This is a genomic window from Ohtaekwangia sp. (genome assembly GCF_036568665.1).
Classification (GTDB): domain Bacteria; phylum Bacteroidota; class Bacteroidia; order Cytophagales; family Cyclobacteriaceae; genus Ohtaekwangia.
This window is the reverse complement of sequence record NZ_DATCSD010000303.1, coordinates 1-22,080: the sequence shown is the minus strand read 5'-3', so window position 1 is coordinate 22,080 and position 22,080 is coordinate 1. Positions and strand designations below refer to the sequence as shown.

Genomic DNA, 22,080 nt, shown 5'->3' with positions numbered 1-22,080 from the left:
AAAACCGCAAGTATAGCACGTGCAGCTTCAGAAGGTCGCTGTATATATAGTCAGCCCTGCAGGATGTGTCCCCTATACCGATTGAAAAAAAAATTTAAGAAGATTATACCAGGCCAATAGCGGTAGTGATGAGAATGGTAAATTGTTTGAGATTCATCTTTAGCACACGCAGTGCTTTACCCAATTGATGTTCCACCGTTTTTTCTGAGATGCCGAGTTGCGCTGCTATTTGCTTCATGGTAAGATTTTCCTGGCGACTCAGTTTAAATACTTCCTGGCACTTGGGTGGAAGTTTACTGATCTGTCGCTCCACAGAAATATGCAGATCGTTTACCAGCACAAGTTCTTCGGTAGAATTATCGGCTTCTGATAAAACCTGTAGCTGCCGGTGGAGATATTGTTTACGAATAGTTTCGTGATGCAGGTGATTGATCACTTTATATTTCACCGCTGTGAAGAGATAAGCCGATAATGATTTTATATGAATGATCTCGCGATTTACCCACAAACTGGTAAATATATCTTGCACAAACTCTTCAGCTGTTTCCCTGGATTGTATGCGCTTATAGGCAGCTGAATATAGCTTATGCCAATAGCGATCATAGATTTCCTCAAACGCCAGAATATGTTGCTGGCGGAGTAATTCTATGAGGTCGTGGTCAGAATAATCTTTAAACTTATTCATGGCACCGAGGTAAGGGGGTAAACAATATTAAGACAAATTACCAGTACTTTCGACACTCTTCACCTAAAAAATCTGCTTTGCTAACGATTGTAAACCTCCTTTATCTGTACAAACCCATCGGTAATGTGTTCGTGCACAAGCATTATACAGCCCTATATTTCATGAAAAACTTATGATGCACACAGCCCGTACAGGCACGAAATGCACGGCACATTTTTTTTACACACGTATCTTTTATTGAGGCAATTTTTCCACGATTGCATGACAGTGGCGGATGGATCAGTATATAGATTGATGTATTTGAGTGCAGGCGCAATTTTATCTCCATCATCGCAACCTGCATATATAGGTGTATATCTTATCCTGTTTTACTATCTCCTTATATTTTACTGATCTTCTGTAGATGAACCGTATACTTCCCGCTAACTTGCCACATTTATAGCCCACGATGAGATCTTGTGAAATTATTCGCACACCTATTATGTATGCAGAGCTTCTGTTAAAGAATGTACTCGTGCAGCAATACGATTTACAGGATATATCTTTTACGGACCTTCTTCGAAATAAATACAGAGAAACGGCAGAACCTGCTGCGCAGGAAATGCAACAGTATATTAATAACGGAGAAATAGTGCCCATCCCAATCTTGCATGCTTTATTAAAGAGCGAGATCGAAAAAACACCGAAAGGGATTTTGTTAAGAAAATATCCGCGAACAGCGGAACAATTTAACGCGCTGAAAGAATTTCTTCACTCTGAAGGATTTACAATCACCAGATTCTGGCATCTGCGATGGAACAATATAGAAGAGTATGTTGAATTAAAGTCGCAGGAAAGAGATGAGTATACCGAGAAGTTTGGCTTTGATAAAGACCTGGTAACATCAAAACTGAAAGCTGAACTGAAAGCTACCGAGGAGCTGATCAACTATATAGACAGTTCTACCATGCTGAAAGTAATGGATATACCGTATCCGCTCACGATCTGCACCGAAGATTTTACAACAAAACTTTAATGTGTTTACGTTGGTACGTGTGTAGGTGTTTACGTTTAGCAGCCAACGTACTAACGTACACACGTATCAACGTAAACACGTTATTACTCGCTTCGCAGCGATTTTACCGGGTTGGCGCGTGCGGCTTTCCACGTTTCGTAGCTTACGGTGAGGAGTGTTATTACCATGAGCCCCACGAGACTGATGATAAATACTACAGGACTGATTGCTGAACGATAGGCGAAGTCGGCCAGCCAGTTATCAGCCAGAAAATAGGCGAGCGGTATAGCGATCAATGCAGCTATCAAAAGAATTTTTAAAAATCCCCACACAAACATACCTACTACCTGCCGCACAGCTGCTCCCAATACTTTGCGTATGCCTACTTCTTTTGTTTTTTGCTCGGCCGTATAGGAGGCCAATCCAAATACACCGAGTGCTGTAATTAATATAGCGAGTATAGCAAAGCTCTTGGCTAATGACGACACTCTGCTCTCTGCGAGGTACATGCGATTAAATTCATCACTCACAAACCAGTAATCAAAGCCTACCCCCGGAAATATTTCGCGCCATTTTTTTTCGATCGACTGTATCTTTTCCTGGAAATGACCTGTTGGTAATTTTATATAAGCTATACGATCAATGAAATGTACATGCGGATTCAGTACCAATGGCTCGATAGCCTGATGCATGGAGCGGAAAGGAAAATCTTTTACTATACCTATTACTTTATACGAGCGTGCTATACCATTGTTATCGTTATTTACTTCGGCTACGGTTGCTCCTATAATTTTCTCGATCGGCTGATCTAATACTTTTACGGCAGCTTCGTTCAGGATCATCGCGCCAGAATCGGCCGGATTATTTACATCAAAGTCGCGGCCAGCTATAAATTCCAGTTGATAGGTTTTAGCAAAATCAAATTCTACGTTGAGTTGATTCCACTGCAGGTCTTTATCATTCAGCTCGGGGAACTTGAGTGTTGTGCCGATCCAGCCAAAGTAATTTAGTCGTGGCAGGTGATTGGCCATGGTTACATGCTCGATGTCTTTATCCTGCAATACGGCTTGTTTGAACGCAGCAAATTTATCTTGTGGTGCCGTACCGCCATATCGTATTGATAGTAACTGACTGCCTTGCTCATTCAGTTTTGTGTTTTGCATGTGCTCCATCTGTCGCACTACGATAAACGTAGAAATGATCAGCACCAGCGACACTGCATATTGTACGGTAACGAGTCCTTTGCGAAAAAGCTCTGCTCCTATGCCTTTTACCATTTTACCTTTCAGCATTTCCACGGGTTTAAACGCGGAGAGGTATAGGGCCGGGTAACTTCCGGATACGAGCGACATAAAGATGACTACGCCCAATACGACCAGTAACATATAGGGATTAAGCAACGATGCGAGGGTAAAAGATTTATGCGCCAACTGATTGAAGGGCTGCAGAAATATAATTACCAGTATAATCGCTATCACCAGCGAACCGAGCGTCATCAATACTGATTCACTAAAAAATTGCCACGCTATTTCTCTGCGCTTACTTCCCAGCGATTTACGCAAGCCTACTTCTTTCGCTCTGCGTGCAGAACGTGCTGTAGCCAGATTCATATAGTTGATACAGGCAATGAGCAATATCAGGAATGCTACGGAGCTGAAGATGGCGAGGTATTTTTTATCTCCGCGTATACCATTTTCCCACAAAGTTTTCTGATCAAAATGTATAGCCGAAAGTTTTGCAAGGAAAGGTCGCAGTTTCCAACCGCCTGCCACAAAAGCAGAATCGCTGCGGGCCATTTCATTGCTCCATCCCTGCAACGCTTCTTCAATCGGTTTTACATCAGCCGAAGGTTTCACAACAATATAGCATTCAAAGAACTCGGAGTTTCTAAACGTGGTGCCTTCCATATAGGCATCAAAATTTTCGCGCACACTGCGCAGCGCATTTACATTTATTATATAGTGTGGTTTGAAATGAGAGTTGGATGGATAATCGCGATATACACCGGTAACCACTACATCTATCTCTTTGCCATCGGTTGCCCAGGTATGTTTAACGGTTACAGTTTGCCCGATCGGATCTGCATCGCCAAAAAGCTTACGCGCCCCGGTTTCACTTACCACCAGCGAATTATAGTCCTGAAACATTTTTTCACGATTACCCTTTAGCAGATCGAAGAGCAGTACTTTATCAAATCCGGGTTCAGCCCATCGCACTTCTTCCGTCAGGATAATCTTGTCGGTCGCTTTATGATGGAACGATGTAGGGTATCCTATATAATCAATGCGAACAGCCTGTTCAATTTCTGTGCGGGTATCTTTCAGTTGTTTGATCCAGTATCCCGGGGCAACAGTGTTATCAAACTCCTGTCCTTCGGTGTTGGTAAAGACGCACCCCACGCGATATGTGTTGTTATAGTAAGGGTGCATGGTATCATACAAAAGCTCGTCACTGATATAGAGGAAGATCAATATAGCGCTGGCAAGCCCCAGTGCCAGACCAAACATATTGAGTAATGCAAAAAGCTTTTGGCGTTGAAAGTTGCGCAGGGCGATGATCAGGTAATTCCGTATCATAACTGCAGAGGGTTTTGGTATATACTAAGAACGATACCAGTAGCTTAATAGGTATCCCCCACCTGGAAGGATTTTACAAATTGCAAAAGCCCCTTGCGCTATAATGATGAAGAGTAAATTCGGGAGCTCTAGCGTTTCTTGAATTTTCCGAGCCAGCGATCGGCTTCTTTCTGTAATTGTATTTTACCTTCGGCAAGGTACTGGCTGAGCTTTTCATTCATGGGGCCGCGCGAGGTGAGATGAAAGAACCCGCACTCTTCGCATTGATAAACTGCTATAGGCCCATAACCGGCAGCAAAGTCAAAAGCTGTGCGCGTTTCGATCAGCACATCTTCTGCAACCTCCTTGCTGGGATAACATTTTTTATGGGTGGTGCATGTATCCATTGTGCAAATGCTGAATGATGAATTTAAGCAGTAAAAATCAGAAAAATAAATTACCGCACACTAAAAATTTTAACAACGGTCATGCACATAAAAAAAGGAATTGATACACGACCAATCCCTGTCGGCATGGTTCGCACATGCCCTATATAATTACTTGCATAACATGATTGCGGGCACCTCTGAAAAACTTGTGTTCCTTTCCTTTTTTGAAGAAGCAGGACTAGATTAAAAAATAGTTTTTCAAAGATGCCCTCATTCACTATGCCTGAGCGGTAAGCTCTTTAAACCACTTCTTGGCAGACGCTACATCTTTGAAATAGGCGACAGTCATGCCATGGCTACCGTGCTCCTTATATTCATCTATACCTATCACTGCCAATTCTTCTACTGGTAGTATAAACGCTACGTGTCGCAGCCCCGCGGCCAGCGCTCGCGGAGTCCAGTCTTCTATTCCCCATTTTGTATCTTCTTCATTAAAAACTGGCGATAACGTTGCATCAGAAATCCAGAACATTACTCCGGTTTCGTTGATCTTACCTCTTATAAAATCGAGACCAACATTCAGAATTGTTTTAAATTCTTCCGGAAGCATAAAATCCATACAGGTAAAAACAACACAGTGAACGGAAGAATCGTAATCAAGTACCGCCTGTTTGGTTGTATAAATTCTTGTAATCATATTTTTAATTTCTATACTCGCTAAAATGTTCAACTATATATTTATATACCTAGCTCATCAGTTCTCTAAACCACTGCTTGGCAGACGCTACATCTTTGAAGAAACCTACGCGCATTCCTGCCTGCACACCACCTTCTTTATAATCGTCTAATGCTATCTGCGCCAATTCATTTTCGGGCAATACAAAACCTATATGCCTGATACCGGCAGCAACAGCGCGCGGTGTCCAGTCTTCCACAGACCATTTCGTACTCTCTTCATCAAAAACCGGAGAGGCTGAGGTATCCGGTAACCACATCATCGTTTTTCCTGTCTCTTTGATTTTCTCGCACATGAAATCAAGCGCGAAATTCAGGTGTGCTCTAAATTCTGCCGGCATCATGAAATCAAAACTTGTAGCAACGAGACAGGGCACAGAGGCATCATAATCAATCACCACCTGGGGAGTAGTATAAATTCTTGTAATCATATTTTTCTCTTTATGAACTGGTTATGCTATATAAGTATTTCAACATCAGGCTATATTTACTAAATGAGTACGCTACTTCTGACTTCTGCACCAATCTTTGGCGGATTGCAAACCACCAAACATTTGCACATCTATGCTGTCACCTTTTTTCACCGTGTTCTCGGCATACTTCTTCACGGCTATATTTCCGAATATATTCTCCGGTACTACAAATGCCAGGTGATATATACCGGCTGCTATCGCCCGCGGGTTCCAGTCATCCGAAACCCAACGTATATCCTCATCGGGTCTTACTGCATGTTTTCTGGTATCCGCTACCCAAAAGAGCTTCCCGTGATTTTGCTTTTTCTCAACGAAATGATCAAGCCCTCTATCTAGGAAACTTCGAAATTGCTCGCTGGTCATAAAACCATTGGTTGTTACCGTGATACAAGGAACGGTAGCGTCATACTCCAACGTGCCCGTACTTCTCTTCTAATAGTTTCATAAAGTGTTATTCTAAATTTTGAGTGATGTCTGTAATATGATAAACTGATCACGAACGAGATATACCTATATCTTCCATAAACCATCTTCGGGCAGATTCTACATCTTTAAAACAAACCGTTGTTATACCCTGCTTTTTTTCTGTCTCTTCACAATACTCTTCGGCCGGAACTTTTACCCACTCTTCATCCGGCACCACCAGTGCTATGTGCTTGATGCCAGCCTCAAAAGCCCGCGGGTTCCAACTCTCTATTAACCATTGAACACTATCCGGGTGTGTGATCGAAGAAAATCGTAAATCAACCAGCCACAACATTCTTCCCGTTTCTTTGATCTTCTCTTTCATAAAATCAAGTCCGAAATTCAGGTAATCTTCAAATTCCTGAATCGCGATAAACTCCAGGCGTGTGGCAATAACACAGGGTACAGACGAGTCGTAGTCCAGCACTACATATTCCCTCGTGTAAATTCTTGTGATCATATATATAGTATAAATTGTTGTATCCAGGCAGTAGCGTCTTCTACCGTTTGAAAGAAGGAGGTAGTAACGGATGTATTCTCAATCTGATCCAATATCTCTTTCACCGACATTTCTGTAAAAACATCTGGCGGAACCACTATAGCATTATGTGAGAAGCCAACTTTAGCGGCCCGGTGATACCAATCTGTAGCTGTCCAATGTTGATCGTCCGGGTGAATAGCTCCCATATAGGTAGTATCGGATAAAATTTTTCCGATCTTAAAATGCTTTATAGCCTCCAGCAGATTTTCCATCCCTATTTTAAATTCGTCTGATGAGGGCGGTGTTTTCCAGGCATTCACAACAACACTTGTCGTCTCGTTGTAACTGATTCGAATAAATTCGCTATCGAAATAAGCTTGCATATTTTTCATTATGGATACAGGTATATACTTGGTTTATTGTTTGTATTAAAACTGGTTTACCCATTTAATTGTCTATGGTATATCTGGTGTGCAGCAATTCCTGGCTGCTTTTTCCCTGATGCACGTATTCCTCTTCGGCATGCTTGCGTGCCATCGCTTCCTGTGTAGCAATGAGCTCCTCCATATTCTGTCGTAGCTCTTCTTCTGTTGCGCGCATTTCTGCAGCTTGTCGTTGAGAAGTTTCCAATAAGCTTTTCATTTTCTCGGTTGTTCGCACACCCTGCAACGCAGAGGCAACAAACTCACCCGCTTTTTCGAGAAACGCTACCTGGTGCTTCTCAAATTTCTCAAGGCCTGCAATTTCAATGATGGCTTCAATGGTATCGTTGTATTTCATCGGAACAATCAGCACACAACCCGGTGTTGCTTCGCCCATACCGGACGTGATATAGGTATATCCCTGCGGAATTTTTGTGAGCATGGTGGTTTCGCCTTCCAGAAAAGTTTGTCCTACCAAACCAACCCCTATATCTATTCTGCGTTCAACAAATTTCTTACGGTCGTATGCATGGCAGGCCGTGAGCTCCAGGTATTGATTTTTGTCGTCACTCTTTAACACAAAAAGTCCGCCCTGTTGCGCGCCCATATACTTGGTTAAAAATCTGACTACTTCATTCGACAATACTGCGAGATCGTTCTGATGATTTCGTACCGTCTCCGAAATTTTGGTCAATCCTTCATTACTCCACAGGCGTGCTTCTTCTTCCAGCTTCATGTGCTTTAGCTGGTCACGCATTCGCGTAAGTCTGCCGGCAAGACTGGTCTCGTTAATAGCCTTGTTCTTTTCACTCAGGTCTTTCCACTCGGCAGTATAATTACCGCCTGCTATATGTTCTATAAATTCACTGGCGTGCTGCAGGTTTCGGATGGAATTCTCAATCAGCTCCTGTTGATCCTGAAACTGTACAGCCGTGCCCGGATCAAATACATACTTCCGGTTATTGTCTTCCAGCTCCGTCAATAATTTTTGACGACCCCGGTTATCGTTCTTCATTTTAACAAGGATGAGAAACAGTGTTGGTATACCTATAAGTACTATAAAAAACTGCAGGTATAAATTATTCCGCACAGCCGATTTATAGCTTGCCTGAGCTGTGACACTTTTTTCCTTTTCAAATTCAGAAATCTTTCCGCCTATCTCCTGCGTGCGCGTCCATACAGTCATTCCCTTGTCTTGCGATACCATCCGGTTAAAGGCCTTCATGCTATCCAGGTCTGCCATCTCCACCATTTTCATATTGAAGTCGACATATTCCCGATAAACTTCCTGCAGTTCTTTCAGCCCTGATACATCATAGCCCTCCTTTACCAGTCTTTCCTCTATACTCTTAAAATGAGTTGGTATATATTTGATAGCATTGAGCGTTGGCACCATCATTTCGTGGTTTCGTATAAGACCGTATGCCCGCACACCCAGGTCTATATTATTTAAATAGGTTGTTAGCACCTCAACATCTTTCACCATAGTGTCTGCATCCTGTTTTATTGCGCTATTCTTTTCAATAGCCTCGTTGTTCCGGTACATCAACACAGCATTGAGCACCAGCAATGTGGACACCAGGCATATAGCCACTCCGATGACGTTGCCGCGGATATACTTTGTAATTTTTTTCATAGAGCCTTTGACAGTTTTTTGTTTGTTAGTAGTTACGGTTGTTTGTTAATGGTTATTCGTGAGCGTGTGGGAGTTGAAGGTGAAGTTGAAAGCTGAAAGCGGGCATTACCGGGCTTTACAGGTTAAGCTTTGCATTATCTGCACTCATCTGCGGAAAATTATTTTGCATTTATTCTGTGTTCGTCTGTAAATTCTGAGGGAAACAATCAAGCTGCCTTCAGCCAGGCCAGCGCATCTTCTGTACTGTGGAAATATGAGAAGGTCATTTCGTTTACTGCGGAGGTCATGGTGGCTTCCAATGTCATTTGCGCGTAGGCATTATCGGGTAATACAATAGCAGCATGCGAGTGGCCTGCCTTCATCGTTTTACTCAACCACTTGGCAGAGATCCATTTCTGATCGAACGGATGGAGCGTTCCAAACCTCTCAGTGTCCATTAACAACTTACCCGTTTTGAAATGCAGCATCGCTGAAAGAAATGCATACATATACTCCCGCAATTGCAGCGACAGGGGTTGTGTTTTTAATGAACCGGTTAATACACCGCTGTTCTCATCGTAGGTGATAACCGCATAGTCTGTATCGAAATATACCTGCATCTGTTTCCTGTTTAATTCTTCATGAGGATTCGCACTATGCAACCTTTATCCAGTTCAGTGCGGCTTCTGTATTATATATACCGGGCATTAACAATTCTTGCCCCTGCTATATATTAAGCGGCTGTTCTATTTACTATATCGCGCAAAGAACGTTAGCTATCCGTTACAAATATTTTCAATCATCTATACTATACTTTGTATACAGAAAATCTTTGCTGCTCCATATATCCGTTACAAAAGTCTTAAATGGATTGAGCGGGTAACGGCATTAAAGACACCAACGTCATGATTGTAAGTTTTATATTAATTTTAAAAAAGGACATCAAATTCTATGTCTTATCACAAATGAACACCTCGGTGTATTTACGGAGTGACTAATCGGTATATAGATGAATGCAGATTCAAAGTTTTTGAAAAAATACTTTTTCAAAGTGCATCTGTTCATACTGTCTGTATATAGCTTGCTTGATCATCGGATGATCGCAGCCTAGCCCAATCGTTGTGTGTGATTTTTAGCGGAAGTATGAACAAAAAGACAACGAACGACAGCCTTACAATTTCCGAAGGTGCTCACATTCAGGCAGTCGGCAGAGAAATGCCTAATGAAACTATTTTATTATCTTGCGCCCCAATTGAATAAAACTTATGAAAGAAGCAGAAATCCATACAAAAAAGGGCGTGATGAAAATTCGTTTTTTCGAAAAGGACGCGCCTAACACGGTGAAGAACTTTGTTACCCTGGCTGAAAAAGGATTCTATAATGGTCTTACGTTTCACCGGGTAATTCCAAACTTTGTTATTCAAGGTGGCTGCCCGAATGGTATTGGCAATGGCGGACCTGGTTATAAAATAGACTGTGAATTGACTGGTGATAATCAGTATCACGATCGTGGTGTTCTTTCGATGGCGCATGCCGGCAGAAACACCGGGGGCTCGCAGTTCTTTATCTGCCACTCACGCCAGAACACAGCTCACCTGGATCGTAACCACACCGTGTTTGGAAAAGTATACGAAGGTCTTGACGTAATCGATCAGATTCGCCAGGGCGATGTGATGGAGAAGATTGTCATTAAGGATGTAGAAGCTTAATGCGGAGAATTAATCGTTAATCGTGAAGAGGACGAGCGGAAAGCTAAAAGCTGAAAGCAGAAAGTGAGGGACATACTTCGTCATTCGTTGATCGGTGTTCCCTGTTCGATATTCAAATGCCTTCGCTAACAATTAAACAGACAGCCTGTAATATTCTTACAGGCTGTTTTATTTTATACACTATATAAATCGATTACTTCAACAACGCATTGAGTACATAGCGGGGAGCGGTAAAGACGGTACCATGGCGCACTCCGGCAGGAAATGTAACTTTATCCGATATATCTGTCCAATGCTCCAGGTCGTGCGAGGCAACAGCACCCATCCGGTGGTCGCGATACTTATCGAAATATACTATCCACTGGTCGCCTGCTCTCAAACAGGTCGGTCCTTCTGCCCAGTAACTTCCGGTGATCGGTGCACCCGGCTTGCTATAGCCTCCCGTAAGCGTTATACTCTTCGCTATGCGGATGTTCTTCTGTGGTGGCTCCACCGTTTCATCTTTCAGAAATATAACGTACGAGTCATAGTTCTTTTGAATAGTAGCATCAATCACATTAAACCCCTGATCGTATAGCAACGCAGTTTTGCTGAAAGTTTTGAAGTCTTTCGTTGTTACATAATACATCCTGTGATTATAACTGTTTTCTTTCTGGGATTGTGTTTCAGTAAACCGACCGGTGATGGTAGTAGCCCAATAGATCATATATATACCACTGTCTTTATCGAAGTATATTTCCGGTGCCCAGCAGTTTCGCGCACCAGGCTCGTGCTCCATTACCGGTATATATTGTTGTGGCGACCAGTGTATAAGATCTTTCGAGGAAGCATAGCCTATACCTTTTTCGTTCCAGCTTACCGTCCACACCATGTGATACGTTTTGTCTGCTCCTTGAATAATACAAGGGTCGCGCATCAGCTTGTCTTTACCGGCAGTGGGTTTCAGAAAAGAGCTGTCGTTGTGCAGGGCCTGCCAGGTGTAACGATCTTCGCTATAAGCCAGGTGCAACCCGTCTTCACCATTTCCTTTAAAGTAGGCAAACAGGTATATATCGTTGATTGACTGTGCCACGACTGTTATACTGCTATATACCAGAAAGAATAAAAATAAAATACGAATATGCATCAGCGTTCAGGTCTTGTTGTAAAATCAAACCACAAAGTTCCCTGTACTGGAGTATAATTCATCATGATGTTCTTCTGGCTCTGAGGCCCCATTACTTTGGCATCCTGAAACTTGGTACCGATAGGTGCAATAGCTTGCAGGAAACTGATGTCAGCTTCCGGGAACGGTGGGTTAGTAAATTCATTGTATGCACCTTTTGGCCGCTGTGGTGTAAGCATTTGCAGAAATACATTTTCGTTACCGGTATAGATCGTAAAAGGGCTACCGCTGGTTTGCACCTGCACCCAATATATACCGGCATGGTATCCTTTAAATTCCGGGTAGTTCCAGCTCTCGCCTGTTATCGTATTGTTATACTTCTTCTCCCATATACCAAACTGCATGCCTTTGGTTCGGTTCTTCCATACGCGATACGGACCACGCCCCAGCCACTTCATACCGGTAACCGTACTCTCGGGCAAACGAAAAGATATACCCATAAAATCGCTTTCACCTCGCTGGCTATAGCTATAGTCAAGCCTGGCAGGTTGCCCTGGTACAAAAGTCCACTTCACAGAGAAGAATGACTCACCATCGTATACCGGCTCTATTATATACCGATCGCCTTCGCGATGATGCTCAAACTTGCGGAGTGTATGCCGAACCCCTGTGTGCGAAGGACCATTGGATAATGATATAGTAGCAGCCGGTGTAATTACCTGCGTTAGATAGCCTGAGCTTGTATCGAAAAAGTACTGTATACCATCGGCCACAACGGTAAGGGTACTGGTACTTTCCTGTATTTGTATAGATGTGCTATTGGAAGAAATATACCTCGCTGCTATAGCTGCCGGAGCCTGCAATGGCCACGACCATGTAAAAATCTCTTGCTGATGCGGATCAATAGCCGTGAGGTAAAGTATATCACTGCTATGCCAGTCGGCTGGTAACGATAAATCCAGTATACCTTTTCCTCCCGGAGGAAGTTGTACGGATTTTGCAGCTCCGGCAGCATTTACTTTCCCCGCTATATCTTTGGCAAAGGGAGAGGCAAGGGATACGAGTTTCCAATGGAAAGTACATTGATCGAGGTTGGTATACAGATAACGGTTTTCAATTTCCAGTTTGCCGTCAAAATTTTCGGGTATAGAACGTCTGCCTATATATACCGGTGACCATATTTCTTTTACGGCAAAATAGCTTGCCTCCTTTTCGCGATGCGGGCCTACTATACCATCGGGGGCACTGTTGCTGTTGGTATCAATGCTATCGCCTTTATCGTGTCGCACAACACCTTCGTCATGAAACGACCAGAGAAATCCACCGGCACCATACGGATGCGCCAGCATGGCATTCCAGAAATCGTCAAGGCCTGCTGCATGGCCTCCATCATATAGCCCGTGCATAAACTCGGTTGGAAAGTATATTTCGTTTCCATAGAGCGCAGCGTTGGTTACATAATTATAGTCGGGATAATGTTTTGTATCAGTCCCCCGAAATTTTTCCCACGGATGGTATACAAAACGTTGCTGTATATCGTACTTGGGGAAATCATCATCGAGAGCCGTGTTCCATCCGCCTTCATTGCCATTCGCCCATAATACTATGCTGGGATGATTGACATCACGCACGATCAATTCCTTTACTAACTTTCTTCCCGGCTCTGTATCATACTTCGCCTGCCAGCCGGTCAGTTCATCCAATACAAAAAGTCCGAGCGAATCGCACACATCCAGAAAATGCTGATCGGGCGGATAGTGCGACATGCGTACAGCATTCATGTTCATGTCTTTGATAAGCTTTACATCGAGGATGCTGATCGCCTTACTCAGCGTGCGACCACTCTCCGGCCAAAAGCTATGACGATTAACGCCCTTGAAAATTACCCGTGCACCATTTACATATATACCATCGCGCTTGCGCACCTCCACGGTTCTGAAACCAAAACGCTGGTATATAGTATGCACATCACCCTTCTTATCGCGCATGGATATAATGGCTTCATATAGATTGGGAGATTCCGGGTTCCAGGTTTTGACTGATGAAAATATACCGGTCAACGAAGTCTTATCTGCTTTTGTATCTACAGGTGCTGATAATGTGTTTCCCGTTTGTGCTCCGCCCAGCGGGCGTATTTGTACCTGCAGGGTTTGGTTGGTTGATGCACGGCCGGTATATACATCTATATGAAATGTTCCATCGGCCTTTGCATCAATAGTCACGCGATCAATATACGCTTCGGGCTTGATCTCTAAATATACCGGTCTGTATATACCGCCCATCGCCCAGAAGTCGCCATCGGACTCTGCATGATATACTGATTGATCAGCTGATACTTTACTAACCTTTACTTCCAGCAGATTGCTTCCGGATTTTACCAATGCTGTTACATCATACCGAAACTGGTAGAAACCACCCTGATGAATCGGGCCTGCAGCCTTGCCGTTTATTTTTACTTCGGTGTCGGTCATCGACCCTTCAAAAACGAGGAACAGCTTCTTGCCCTTCCATTCTTTTGAAGCCGTAAAGGTATATTTATAGAGCCCCTGTTCACCGATCTTCTTCTGCCCTCTGCCATAGGTATATTCACCAAAGCCTTGCAACTCCCAGTTGGAAGGAACCGGTATAGTAGTCCACTTACCGGAGTTGCGTCCTTTGGTGCAATAAAAATCCCACGGCACCGTGTGGTCTTTATCCGTTCCGGAAAGATAGTAGCGTTGTGTTCCTGTTTTTACCTGCGCCTGCAGCGATAACACACAACATACAACGGCCAGGGTATACGCCAATCGAACTATATACATAGCGCTATTTCTTTTTCAGGAATGCCAAAACCTGGTCGGAGAAACCTTGTGAGCGGGCAGTGTTGTTGTGATCGCCGGGCACACGTTTATAGATCGCACCGGGTATAAGCGATGCCAGCGTTTCAGATGATCCATTATCCTCATCACGATCGCCACACAAAACCAGTACTGGCTTTTTAATAGCACCCAATGCCTCCACACTGGTAGAGGGCTGACCTTTTTGCATATAGGCCAGTGCCTGCTGATCTAACCCTGTATCTTTTATATACTTTACAGCGCCTGCCAATTCCGGCACATCCTCCCCCATCAGCGCTTTGTAGAACATGATCCTCCGCGGCCATTCGGGATTTGTAAAGTCCGATCCCATACCACCCAGCACCGCTTTATCTATACGAGCCGCGTCCAGTACCAGTAGCCGTGCCGTTATGATCGACCCCCGCGAATATCCTACCACACTATATTTCTTTACACCGAGCCTGGTGAGCAGCCCCATGATGTCGCGCGACTCTGCATCTTTCTCGTATGCTTCCGGTGTGTGAGGTTTATCCGACAAACCATTGCCGCGCATATCGAGCGTAATTACTTTAAAGCCTGCTACCAGAAGATCGTTGTATAGCGCAGTGCGTTTCCACGATTCGCCATTTACTATAAATCCGTGCACCAGTAATACCGGCTCACCAAATCCCTGTACTTCATAATGGATCTTCACGCCATCAAACGAAGTAAAGAACTTCACAGAGTCTTTCGTCACCTGCTGGCTGAAACCGCAGCATGGCAGCATGATACATAAGAGGTATATTATTTTTCTCATATTAAGTATGGACGTTAATCGTTACATGTTATCCGCTATACGATTAACGGATAACGGTTAACTATTGAGTTGCTTCTATCGCCCACACAAGATACACGAAAGGAGCATTCCAATTGATAGCAATTTCGTTGGATGCATAAGAACAGTCTGTATCTGAGTACGCTTCATCGGCAACAGACGATGGGTATGAGCATTTATCCTGCATACCGGGGTTAGGTCCGCCTGCCAATAATCCAGGCACGGGCTCCTCTATACCATCGGCAATGGATGGACGATGGTGCGGATGCATGGTAGGCTTGTCGCCAAAACCGGTGAGGAATGAATAGCCGGTTCCATTTTTTCCCAGGAGAAAATCCAGGTTCGATAAAGCATACTGTATATACTTTTTATCTTTTGTTATTCTATAGGCTTGAATCAATTCTATACCTTGATTCGCAGCTACCGATGAACTTCCCCATATGTAGTCTCTGCGCGAGCCACCCATTACCGAGTTGAAGGCGCGTTTGTCAACACCGTTGATAAGGCTATCCGCAAAATGTATAATGCCTTGTTTCATCGTTTCCACTTTCTCGCGGGCACTGGCCGGTAAAGATGCCTGGTGGCGGATCAACGTATAGTATCCCAATAATCTCACTTGTCCCCAGGCAGGAAGTGGCGTAGCATTGTGTGGTAACACCGTTACAGCTGCTATATATTGTTCATCTTTGGTAGTGGTATATAATTCTGAAGCCGCCCACACAAACTCATCGGTAAATTCATGATCGCCATAGCCTCCGGTAGTTACATCCGGATCAAACGCTTTGTTCATTGCATCCTGATCATATACTATTGATGGATTTTGTTTTGCCCATTGCCATGCTTTTTTCGAGGCTGCTATACAGGAATCAGCAAGTCCCGGCAACTGCTTTTCATATTGACGGAACACGCGTGCCGCTTGTGCCGTTACCGCAGCAAAGTCGAGCGTGGCGGCAGTTCCCTTCTGCACAACGTAGCGGGTAGTGGTCGCTTTGTCGGGCATGATCATGCCATCAAATTTTGCATTGGTAAGTTTATGATATACTCCGCCATCGGCAGGGTCTTGCATGGTTAACATCCAGCGCAAATTCCAAAGGGTTTCATCAAGCAAGTCGGGCAATGCATTATTACTCTCGGGTATATTTAGCGCTATACTTTCCACATACTTCGGGTAATCTTCATAGAGCGATAGCAATGTGCCCATCGTAATACCGCTGTTCACTATATATTTATTATAGTCGCCTGCATCAAGCCAGCCTCGTGGCGAACTGATCACTGTTCCGGCAGGGCGATTCGCAGAAGCAGCAGAAGGATGTATCAATACATGATTGTCTGGTTCACCTGCAGCGCGATGCCACTGGCCCGCGTATTTTTCAGGAAGATCTGTGGAGAGTCGCTGATAATAAAATCCCCGGGCGGCTCCTTTGGCAACAGCATCGTGTACATTTGCGCGTATCTCAAAAGGATACGATGTGCCTGTGCCGGGCACCACAACGGTATAACTACCGGGTGTAGTGAACGCAGAGAAATCTGCGATGCGTGTTTTCTTGTCGGAGAAGATCGACTTTCGTACTTCGCTTAACTTCCCCTCAAAAACTTTCTTGCCGTCAGTCGTGGTAATAAAAAATGCAGTGGATGCTTCGCCTATAATCACGGCCGACTTGGGTGCTGCAGGATAATAACCGACCTGGTTGAGACGGATATTTTCCGGTGACGACTTGTCTGTTCCTGGCGACTGTGCATTGCACGCCATCGCTGCCATCAAAATGAAAATGGATGTTCTCTTTAACATGATTACTTTATGTGATGCGTGAATAAAGCGGGGATTCCTAAAATTACTCGTTGCCACGGGTGAGCGGGAACAGAAAATGGTTTTCAGGAAAATACCGTTTATCATCGGTCCCAAATGTATACAGTATACCGGGATGATGATAAACGGCACTTACCTGAAAGTAATTTTTATTTTATCATTACACGCGCGTGCAGCGTATCGCGGGTGCTGGTAAGATTGATAAAGTAAAGTCCCGGATGAAGTGACGTCCGTACCTGAAAAGATTTTTGTGACGGATCGAGACGATCTTCCATAACACGCTTGCCTTGCACATCGGTTATATTTATAGCAGAATAACCCGCGGTGGGTAACTCCAGTGTAAATGCGTTCAGTGCAGGATTCGGATATACCTTTACGGCATTATTCTCTTTCGATGCAACAGAGGTAATGGTATTATCGCCACTTTCTACCAATACATAACAAACCGAACGGGCCGGTGCGGTAAATTTTACGCCACTGCCAATAGCAGCCGCTTTCGCTTTGATTGCTGTTACATTGGCCGGGCCGCCCGATGCCAATGACGTGCCGGCTCCGTTAACATATACTTTGCGTGAGAACTCACCGTTATCAGTTCCTCCCGTCAAGGTATAGATATAGTAGCGATCACCATAGCCAAAGTTCTGCAGGTTGATGCTTACTGTCTGTTCACTTGTTCCCTTGTTGATCACTACTATACCGGATTGACCTGAATCAAATTTGGATGCATACGATACTACATCGCTACTGCCCGAACCGGATACTGACGACTGCACCATATAATTACCAAAGTATTTCTGGAAGTAGTACATATAATAAAACACCGGGCGCGGATTCCATTTGGTACTGTTGTCTGGTTCATCGCCCTGGCTAAACATGCCGTGGTCATTGCCATCGCTCCACGCATTGGCAAGATCCCATCGGCTCGCTTCGCCATAGTTATTCTTGATCAACTCGCCTAGCACTAATGCCGCATGCATACCGTTGATGAAGGATACTTGTTGCTTGGAGCCTTCCGCAAATATATTCCATTCGGTAAGCGCCACGGGTTTCTTCGTAACACCAGCTGTAGTCATAGCGTTGGTAACATAGTTCATCATATCGGTTGTTACTGTATTAGCTGAACTAAATATAGCGGCAGCGGTAGAGTTTGTCTGATAGGGAGTATAATAACTGTGGATGATATAGAAGTCGGGCGTGTTAGCCGCTTTCTGAAACACACCACTGTTCCAGCTTTTATCCGTAGCGGTTGCCCAACTGGCTGGTTCTTCCTGCAGTAACTGTGCCCCTATATATATCGTGGCGCCTACCTCGGCAGCAGCAGCACGCATCGAGTCGGCAAATATTTTAAAGTGTTCACCGTATAGAGCACCCGTTATAATTTCGGGTTGACCATCATGATTGTCGCTTACTTTAATGCGATAGCCTGCCTGCCATGTTCCGTTACTTTCGTTACCAATCTCCCAGAATTTTGTGCGGCCGTTATCATAGCGTACCCAGTCAGCCGCGAGGTGAGCAGCCATGGCTACGGGGTACATATCTTTACTATAGCGTGCATACGCATAGTTCACCGTAATAATACCTGTGCTGTTTGTCATGCCCAGCATGTTGTAATAATTATCGAGCGACATGGTCCAGCCGGCTGTGTTGCCTCCGTACCAATACGGATACGAATCACCAGCCGTACCGTTGGCATCGAGTAAAAATTCCGGCACATCGATAGACAGATCATTTTTGGTAGCAGCATTCCAGAAATATACACTGCTCAGATTTCCTCCCGGAAAACGAATCAGGTTGGGCGATAGTGTTTTTATATTGTTGATCAACGCAGGCTGATCTACCATCTGCGTCATAAATATATTGGCGTTGTTACCATATATATACTTAGATACTGGCGCTACTACGCTGGTATGATTTACCGAGATAATACAGGTGCTGGCTTTTGCAGGCTTATCAAAGCTCTCATACTCCGGACTGGCTATAGATTTCGTTTCGAAATCGTCCAGGAAAAATCCCTGTGGATTTTGTGCGAGCAGCGGAGCGCCTGATACCAGGAACAGGACTAACAGATATTTTCTTTTCATCAATCAATATTTATATAGATATAGTTAAGGCTATAAATAAAGAATGGTACGTTCTTATGAAACGTACCATTCAAGAATCAGTCATTCCTTATGCAGGATACTGCCTGGATAAAAACAGTGCGTCTGGTTATTTATCAACGATCCGGAGATTATCCAGTGCTACATAATGTGATGCAATCACTTTAGCACCGGTAGCTCCATTGCTGAAGTCAACACGAAGATCTCTGATCTTGGAAATGTCTGTTATTCTCACGATCGGGTCAGCCTGTGTATCGCCGTTATATTTATAGAAGTCAGATAATGGTATATAGAAAGTTTTCCATCCATCTGTTTTAAGACCGGTGGTACGATAAGTATCGGTATCCCACGGCTTGAATTTATATTTAAAGTGATCGCCACTTTCCATACCTATATCAATAACATAGTATCCGGCTTTCCACGCTTCCACTATATCTACTTCCATCTTGAAGTATTTATCTTCATGCGATGCAGCAGGTAAACCAAAATCAAAATAGCAGGTAGAGAACACCCAGCTTCCGTTATAGCCGGTTGCCGGAAGATCGGTTTGCTTGATGCGTGAGTAACGACCGGAGATAACCGGCAGTTCGGAATTTGCCGGATCGATGCGTTCGGCATCTCCCCAACATACATCAGACCCCCAGGTTGTAGCCGGTATATCAAAGTTGATCATTCTTCCCTCTGTTTCGTGAATGCGGAATGTCGAAGTAGTTTCACCACCGGCACCTACAACGGTCACGGTAGATGTTGTTGCATCTTCAGGCATTACAAAAGTGATCTCGCTATCGGTAAACTCAACGATCTCTGCTTCGGTTGAACCCACTATTACTTTGGTGATCAGGAAGAAATAACTTCCCAACACTTTATTCTGTTCTCCGGGTATACCAAATTCATTATACAAACCGGCAATCTCCGGTGGTGGCAACACAACCGAAAAGTCTACGCTTACTTTTTCACCGCTGGCAGTTACCAGTGTGATCTTGTTGGTTACTTCCTTGGGAGCTGAATCCGGAACGGTACATATAATGTTATTGTCGGTTACATATACCGGGCTGGGTATAATGGTAACATCGTTGAACATGATGGCGCGCACAGAGCCAAGGCCGGAACCTTGTATAGCAATGGTCTGATTAAACTCGGCACCCGAGATCGTGCTATCCTTTTCTACCACCCGTATATTCGTGATTACGGGGGTAGCCACTTCGTTGTCTTCGCACGAGAGCAGCATCGTTGCTGCCACGCAGACCATGAGTATTATTTTGACTATATATCGCTTCATAGTAATTCGTAATTAATAAGGATAATGATGTTCTAGTTTGTGAGTTTACTGAAATCAAAATCTACTGCTGATTTACGGAGTGAAGGCGCCTTTACGAGTTCACCATCCGGATAAGGGAAATAAAAGTTCTCTTCGGTAGCGGGGAAGAATCGTGTGATCGCTGCACCATCGCCATCTACTGTAGGATAGGTTACAGTGTATTGACGAGGATTGTCGGTACCCGCTACATAATCTATAGTATACGGTCCTTTGTCCTGCTTGCTGATAATATCCAGCGCGCCATCGCTGCCATTCATATTGAAATATGACAGGCGCACGAGTTCATGCCAATATCTTCCTTCCATAGCAAACTCGATTCGCTTTTCATTAAATATATCCATGAATGTAAGTGTAGTAAGATCGGGCAATCCCGCGCGTGTGCGAATAGCGTTTACATACTTGAGTGCTTCGGCATCGGCCGTAGAAGCACTGTTACCGAGTATGGCTTCGGCATAGATCAGGTATACCTCTGCCAGGCGCATCATATAGGTATTGATATAGGCCGTCATAAACTGACCATTGCCATTATTGTCGTCCGGGCCACCAATGATATACTTCTTGATGTTCGCCACATCATTTATAGTATAGGTTACGGATGGATCGGCAAAGTATTTCAGCTCCGGGTAACGATCCCCATTGAACATGAACGTTGGCTTTCTGCGAAGGTCAGCCTGGTTAGCCATATAGTATTTTACGAGATCGGCTGAAGCACCGTGGGCACGTCCCCAGCCATCGCCCTGATTACCGATAAGCTCCGGACTAAACGCCATGTATGCCTGGAAGCTATTATTCACTCCCCACGGCTCGCGTATAGGAAGCCACAATAAAGCAAACAAGGTTTCACTATTTATACTCTGCGCATTGTTATTGGCACTGAGAAAGAGATCGCTATAATTCTGCATCAGTGTATGACCGCTGTTCATGATTACATCTTTCGCATAATATTTAGCACTGTCGAGGTCTGTCTGATCACGCGAACCTGCACCGGCTCCTATACCTGCGTGTGTCAAGAATGCGCGGGCCAGCATACCTTCTGCAGAATATTTCGTGATACGCCCTGCAGCCACTGGTGTAGCCGGTAAATTTTTAGCAGCATAACGAAAATCGCGGATAGCAAAATCCCATACACTCTTTACTGTATTTCGTCTAATGGTAGTATCGTTTAATATAGCCAGGTTATCATAAATGATCGGCACTTCTTTCCATATACTGGTAAGGTATGTATAGGCCAGGCCGCGCATAAAGCGGGCTTCTGCTATAGCATGATTTTTTACGGCAGGTGTTACGTTGGTTGCATAGCGATTCACATTTTCGATCACCATGTTGCTCTGTGCAATGATCTTGTAGAAAGAAGCATACGCACTTAGTAGCGGACCATCAGTAGCGCTTACTGCGAATTTATAGTAATCGTCATAATCGTTTGAGATCATGTTACCGGCACGCGCATCGCCTATACCGAAAGACGTTTTATCGTTAAAGTCAAACCATACTATATTATAGAGTGGCGCAGTGGCCATTATTACTTCATCATCGGTCTGGTAATATATACCATCCGTGAGTTGATCCATCGGAGGTCTCTCCAGGAAGCTGTCGCTGCA

19 protein-coding genes are annotated in these 22,080 nt (G+C 44.2%); 2 read left to right on the top strand and 17 right to left on the bottom strand.

The genetic code is table 11. The annotated features are described in order from the left end of the window. Positions 1-103 precede the first annotated feature (103 nt). Entirely contained in the window at positions 104-685 is a 582-nt protein-coding gene (locus VIN08_RS16590; protein WP_331967293.1) for an RNA polymerase sigma-70 factor, read from the bottom strand. Between the two features lie 448 nt (positions 686-1,133). On the opposite strand from VIN08_RS16590, the gene VIN08_RS16585 reads away from it, so the two are divergent. Further along, positions 1,134-1,700: a nucleoside monophosphate kinase gene (locus VIN08_RS16585; RefSeq protein ID WP_331967292.1), complete on the top strand. Its 567-nt coding sequence runs from the start codon at positions 1,134-1,136 to the stop codon at positions 1,698-1,700. An 83-nt stretch (positions 1,701-1,783) separates the two neighbouring features. On the opposite strand, the gene VIN08_RS16580 is transcribed toward VIN08_RS16585, so the two are convergent. The 9 genes from VIN08_RS16580 to VIN08_RS16540 all read right to left on the bottom strand — a co-directional run bounded on the left by VIN08_RS16580 (position 1,784) and on the right by VIN08_RS16540 (position 9,434). Further along, the gene (locus VIN08_RS16580) at positions 1,784-4,255 is read right to left on the bottom strand and encodes an ABC transporter permease (RefSeq protein WP_331967291.1); all 2,472 of its coding nucleotides are present in this window, start codon (positions 4,253-4,255) and stop codon (positions 1,784-1,786) included. Positions 4,256-4,383: 128 nt separating this feature from the next. Next, a complete protein-coding gene (locus tag VIN08_RS16575; RefSeq protein ID WP_331967290.1) occupies positions 4,384-4,641 on the bottom strand; it encodes a hypothetical protein in 258 nt (85 codons plus the stop codon). Between the two features lie 259 nt (positions 4,642-4,900). Next, the gene (locus VIN08_RS16570; RefSeq protein ID WP_331967289.1) at positions 4,901-5,320 is read right to left on the bottom strand and encodes a hypothetical protein; all 420 of its coding nucleotides are present in this window, start codon (positions 5,318-5,320) and stop codon (positions 4,901-4,903) included. A 49-nt stretch (positions 5,321-5,369) separates the two neighbouring features. Further along, the gene (locus tag VIN08_RS16565) at positions 5,370-5,789 is read right to left on the bottom strand and encodes a hypothetical protein (protein WP_331967287.1); all 420 of its coding nucleotides are present in this window, start codon (positions 5,787-5,789) and stop codon (positions 5,370-5,372) included. A 72-nt stretch (positions 5,790-5,861) separates the two neighbouring features. Beyond that, entirely contained in the window at positions 5,862-6,194 is a 333-nt protein-coding gene (locus VIN08_RS16560) for a hypothetical protein (protein ID WP_331967285.1), read from the bottom strand. A 130-nt stretch (positions 6,195-6,324) separates the two neighbouring features. Then, complete coding sequence (locus VIN08_RS16555; protein ID WP_331967284.1) at positions 6,325-6,756, bottom strand: hypothetical protein; 432 nt, start codon at positions 6,754-6,756, stop codon at positions 6,325-6,327. Continuing rightward, positions 6,753-7,169 carry a hypothetical protein gene (locus tag VIN08_RS16550; protein WP_331967283.1) on the bottom strand — a complete coding sequence of 139 codons (417 nt, stop codon included), beginning with the start codon at positions 7,167-7,169 and terminating at the stop codon, positions 6,753-6,755. The genes VIN08_RS16555 and VIN08_RS16550 overlap by 4 nt, the downstream gene beginning before the upstream one ends. Positions 7,170-7,224: 55 nt before the next feature. Beyond that, positions 7,225-8,835 (bottom strand): GAF domain-containing protein, encoded by a 1,611-nt coding sequence (locus VIN08_RS16545; RefSeq protein ID WP_331967281.1) that lies wholly within the window; start codon positions 8,833-8,835, stop codon positions 7,225-7,227. A gap of 206 nt (positions 8,836-9,041) precedes the next feature. Then, positions 9,042-9,434, bottom strand: coding sequence for a hypothetical protein (locus VIN08_RS16540; protein ID WP_331967279.1), 393 nt, complete (start codon positions 9,432-9,434; stop codon positions 9,042-9,044). A gap of 645 nt (positions 9,435-10,079) precedes the next feature. On the opposite strand from VIN08_RS16540, the gene VIN08_RS16535 reads away from it, so the two are divergent. Then, on the top strand, positions 10,080-10,523 hold the full coding sequence (locus VIN08_RS16535; protein ID WP_331967278.1) for a peptidylprolyl isomerase: 444 nt from the start codon (positions 10,080-10,082) through the stop codon (positions 10,521-10,523). A 193-nt stretch (positions 10,524-10,716) separates the two neighbouring features. On the opposite strand, the gene VIN08_RS16530 is transcribed toward VIN08_RS16535, so the two are convergent. From VIN08_RS16530 to VIN08_RS16500, 7 genes are all read right to left on the bottom strand, one after another. Further along, positions 10,717-11,649: a glycoside hydrolase family 43 protein gene (locus VIN08_RS16530; protein WP_331967277.1), complete on the bottom strand. Its 933-nt coding sequence runs from the start codon at positions 11,647-11,649 to the stop codon at positions 10,717-10,719. After that, a complete protein-coding gene (locus tag VIN08_RS16525) occupies positions 11,649-14,429 on the bottom strand; it encodes a glycoside hydrolase family 2 protein (RefSeq protein ID WP_331967276.1) in 2,781 nt (926 codons plus the stop codon). Before VIN08_RS16525 ends, VIN08_RS16530 begins: the two co-directional genes overlap by 1 nt. Positions 14,430-14,433: 4 nt before the next feature. Further along, positions 14,434-15,240, bottom strand: a complete 807-nt coding sequence (locus VIN08_RS16520) for an alpha/beta hydrolase (protein ID WP_331967274.1) — start codon at positions 15,238-15,240, stop codon at positions 14,434-14,436. 61 nt (positions 15,241-15,301) lie between these two features. Next, positions 15,302-17,047, bottom strand: coding sequence for a glycoside hydrolase family 9 protein (locus tag VIN08_RS16515; RefSeq protein ID WP_414693288.1), 1,746 nt, complete (start codon positions 17,045-17,047; stop codon positions 15,302-15,304). Positions 17,048-17,214: 167 nt separating this feature from the next. Next, complete coding sequence (locus VIN08_RS16510) at positions 17,215-19,146, bottom strand: T9SS type A sorting domain-containing protein (RefSeq protein WP_331967272.1); 1,932 nt, start codon at positions 19,144-19,146, stop codon at positions 17,215-17,217. A gap of 127 nt (positions 19,147-19,273) precedes the next feature. Further along, positions 19,274-20,443 carry a glycan-binding surface protein gene (locus VIN08_RS16505; RefSeq protein ID WP_331967270.1) on the bottom strand — a complete coding sequence of 390 codons (1,170 nt, stop codon included), beginning with the start codon at positions 20,441-20,443 and terminating at the stop codon, positions 19,274-19,276. A 32-nt stretch (positions 20,444-20,475) separates the two neighbouring features. After that, the coding region (locus tag VIN08_RS16500; protein ID WP_331967269.1) for a RagB/SusD family nutrient uptake outer membrane protein at positions 20,476-22,080 on the bottom strand (1,605 nt) is incomplete at its 5' end.

Coding starts and splice junctions, on each gene's coding strand:
- VIN08_RS16550 (WP_331967283.1), bottom strand. CDS start 7,169: ATGAAAAATATGCAAGCTTATTTCGATAGCGAATTTATTCGAATCAGT.
- VIN08_RS16590 (WP_331967293.1), bottom strand. CDS start 685: ATGAATAAGTTTAAAGATTATTCTGACCACGACCTCATAGAATTACTC.
- VIN08_RS16560 (WP_331967285.1), bottom strand. CDS start 6,194: ATGACCAGCGAGCAATTTCGAAGTTTCCTAGATAGAGGGCTTGATCAT.
- VIN08_RS16515 (WP_414693288.1), bottom strand. CDS start 17,047: ATGTTAAAGAGAACATCCATTTTCATTTTGATGGCAGCGATGGCGTGC.
- VIN08_RS16555 (WP_331967284.1), bottom strand. CDS start 6,756: ATGATCACAAGAATTTACACGAGGGAATATGTAGTGCTGGACTACGAC.
- VIN08_RS16540 (WP_331967279.1), bottom strand. CDS start 9,434: ATGCAGGTATATTTCGATACAGACTATGCGGTTATCACCTACGATGAG.
- VIN08_RS16520 (WP_331967274.1), bottom strand. CDS start 15,240: ATGAGAAAAATAATATACCTCTTATGTATCATGCTGCCATGCTGCGGT.
- VIN08_RS16530 (WP_331967277.1), bottom strand. CDS start 11,649: ATGCATATTCGTATTTTATTTTTATTCTTTCTGGTATATAGCAGTATA.
- VIN08_RS16585 (WP_331967292.1), top strand. CDS start 1,134: ATGAGATCTTGTGAAATTATTCGCACACCTATTATGTATGCAGAGCTT.
- VIN08_RS16565 (WP_331967287.1), bottom strand. CDS start 5,789: ATGATTACAAGAATTTATACTACTCCCCAGGTGGTGATTGATTATGAT.
- VIN08_RS16570 (WP_331967289.1), bottom strand. CDS start 5,320: ATGATTACAAGAATTTATACAACCAAACAGGCGGTACTTGATTACGAT.
- VIN08_RS16580 (WP_331967291.1), bottom strand. CDS start 4,255: ATGATACGGAATTACCTGATCATCGCCCTGCGCAACTTTCAACGCCAA.
- VIN08_RS16510 (WP_331967272.1), bottom strand. CDS start 19,146: ATGAAAAGAAAATATCTGTTAGTCCTGTTCCTGGTATCAGGCGCTCCG.
- VIN08_RS16505 (WP_331967270.1), bottom strand. CDS start 20,443: ATGAAGCGATATATAGTCAAAATAATACTCATGGTCTGCGTGGCAGCA.
- VIN08_RS16575 (WP_331967290.1), bottom strand. CDS start 4,641: ATGGATACATGCACCACCCATAAAAAATGTTATCCCAGCAAGGAGGTT.
- VIN08_RS16545 (WP_331967281.1), bottom strand. CDS start 8,835: ATGAAAAAAATTACAAAGTATATCCGCGGCAACGTCATCGGAGTGGCT.
- VIN08_RS16525 (WP_331967276.1), bottom strand. CDS start 14,429: ATGTATATAGTTCGATTGGCGTATACCCTGGCCGTTGTATGTTGTGTG.
- VIN08_RS16535 (WP_331967278.1), top strand. CDS start 10,080: ATGAAAGAAGCAGAAATCCATACAAAAAAGGGCGTGATGAAAATTCGT.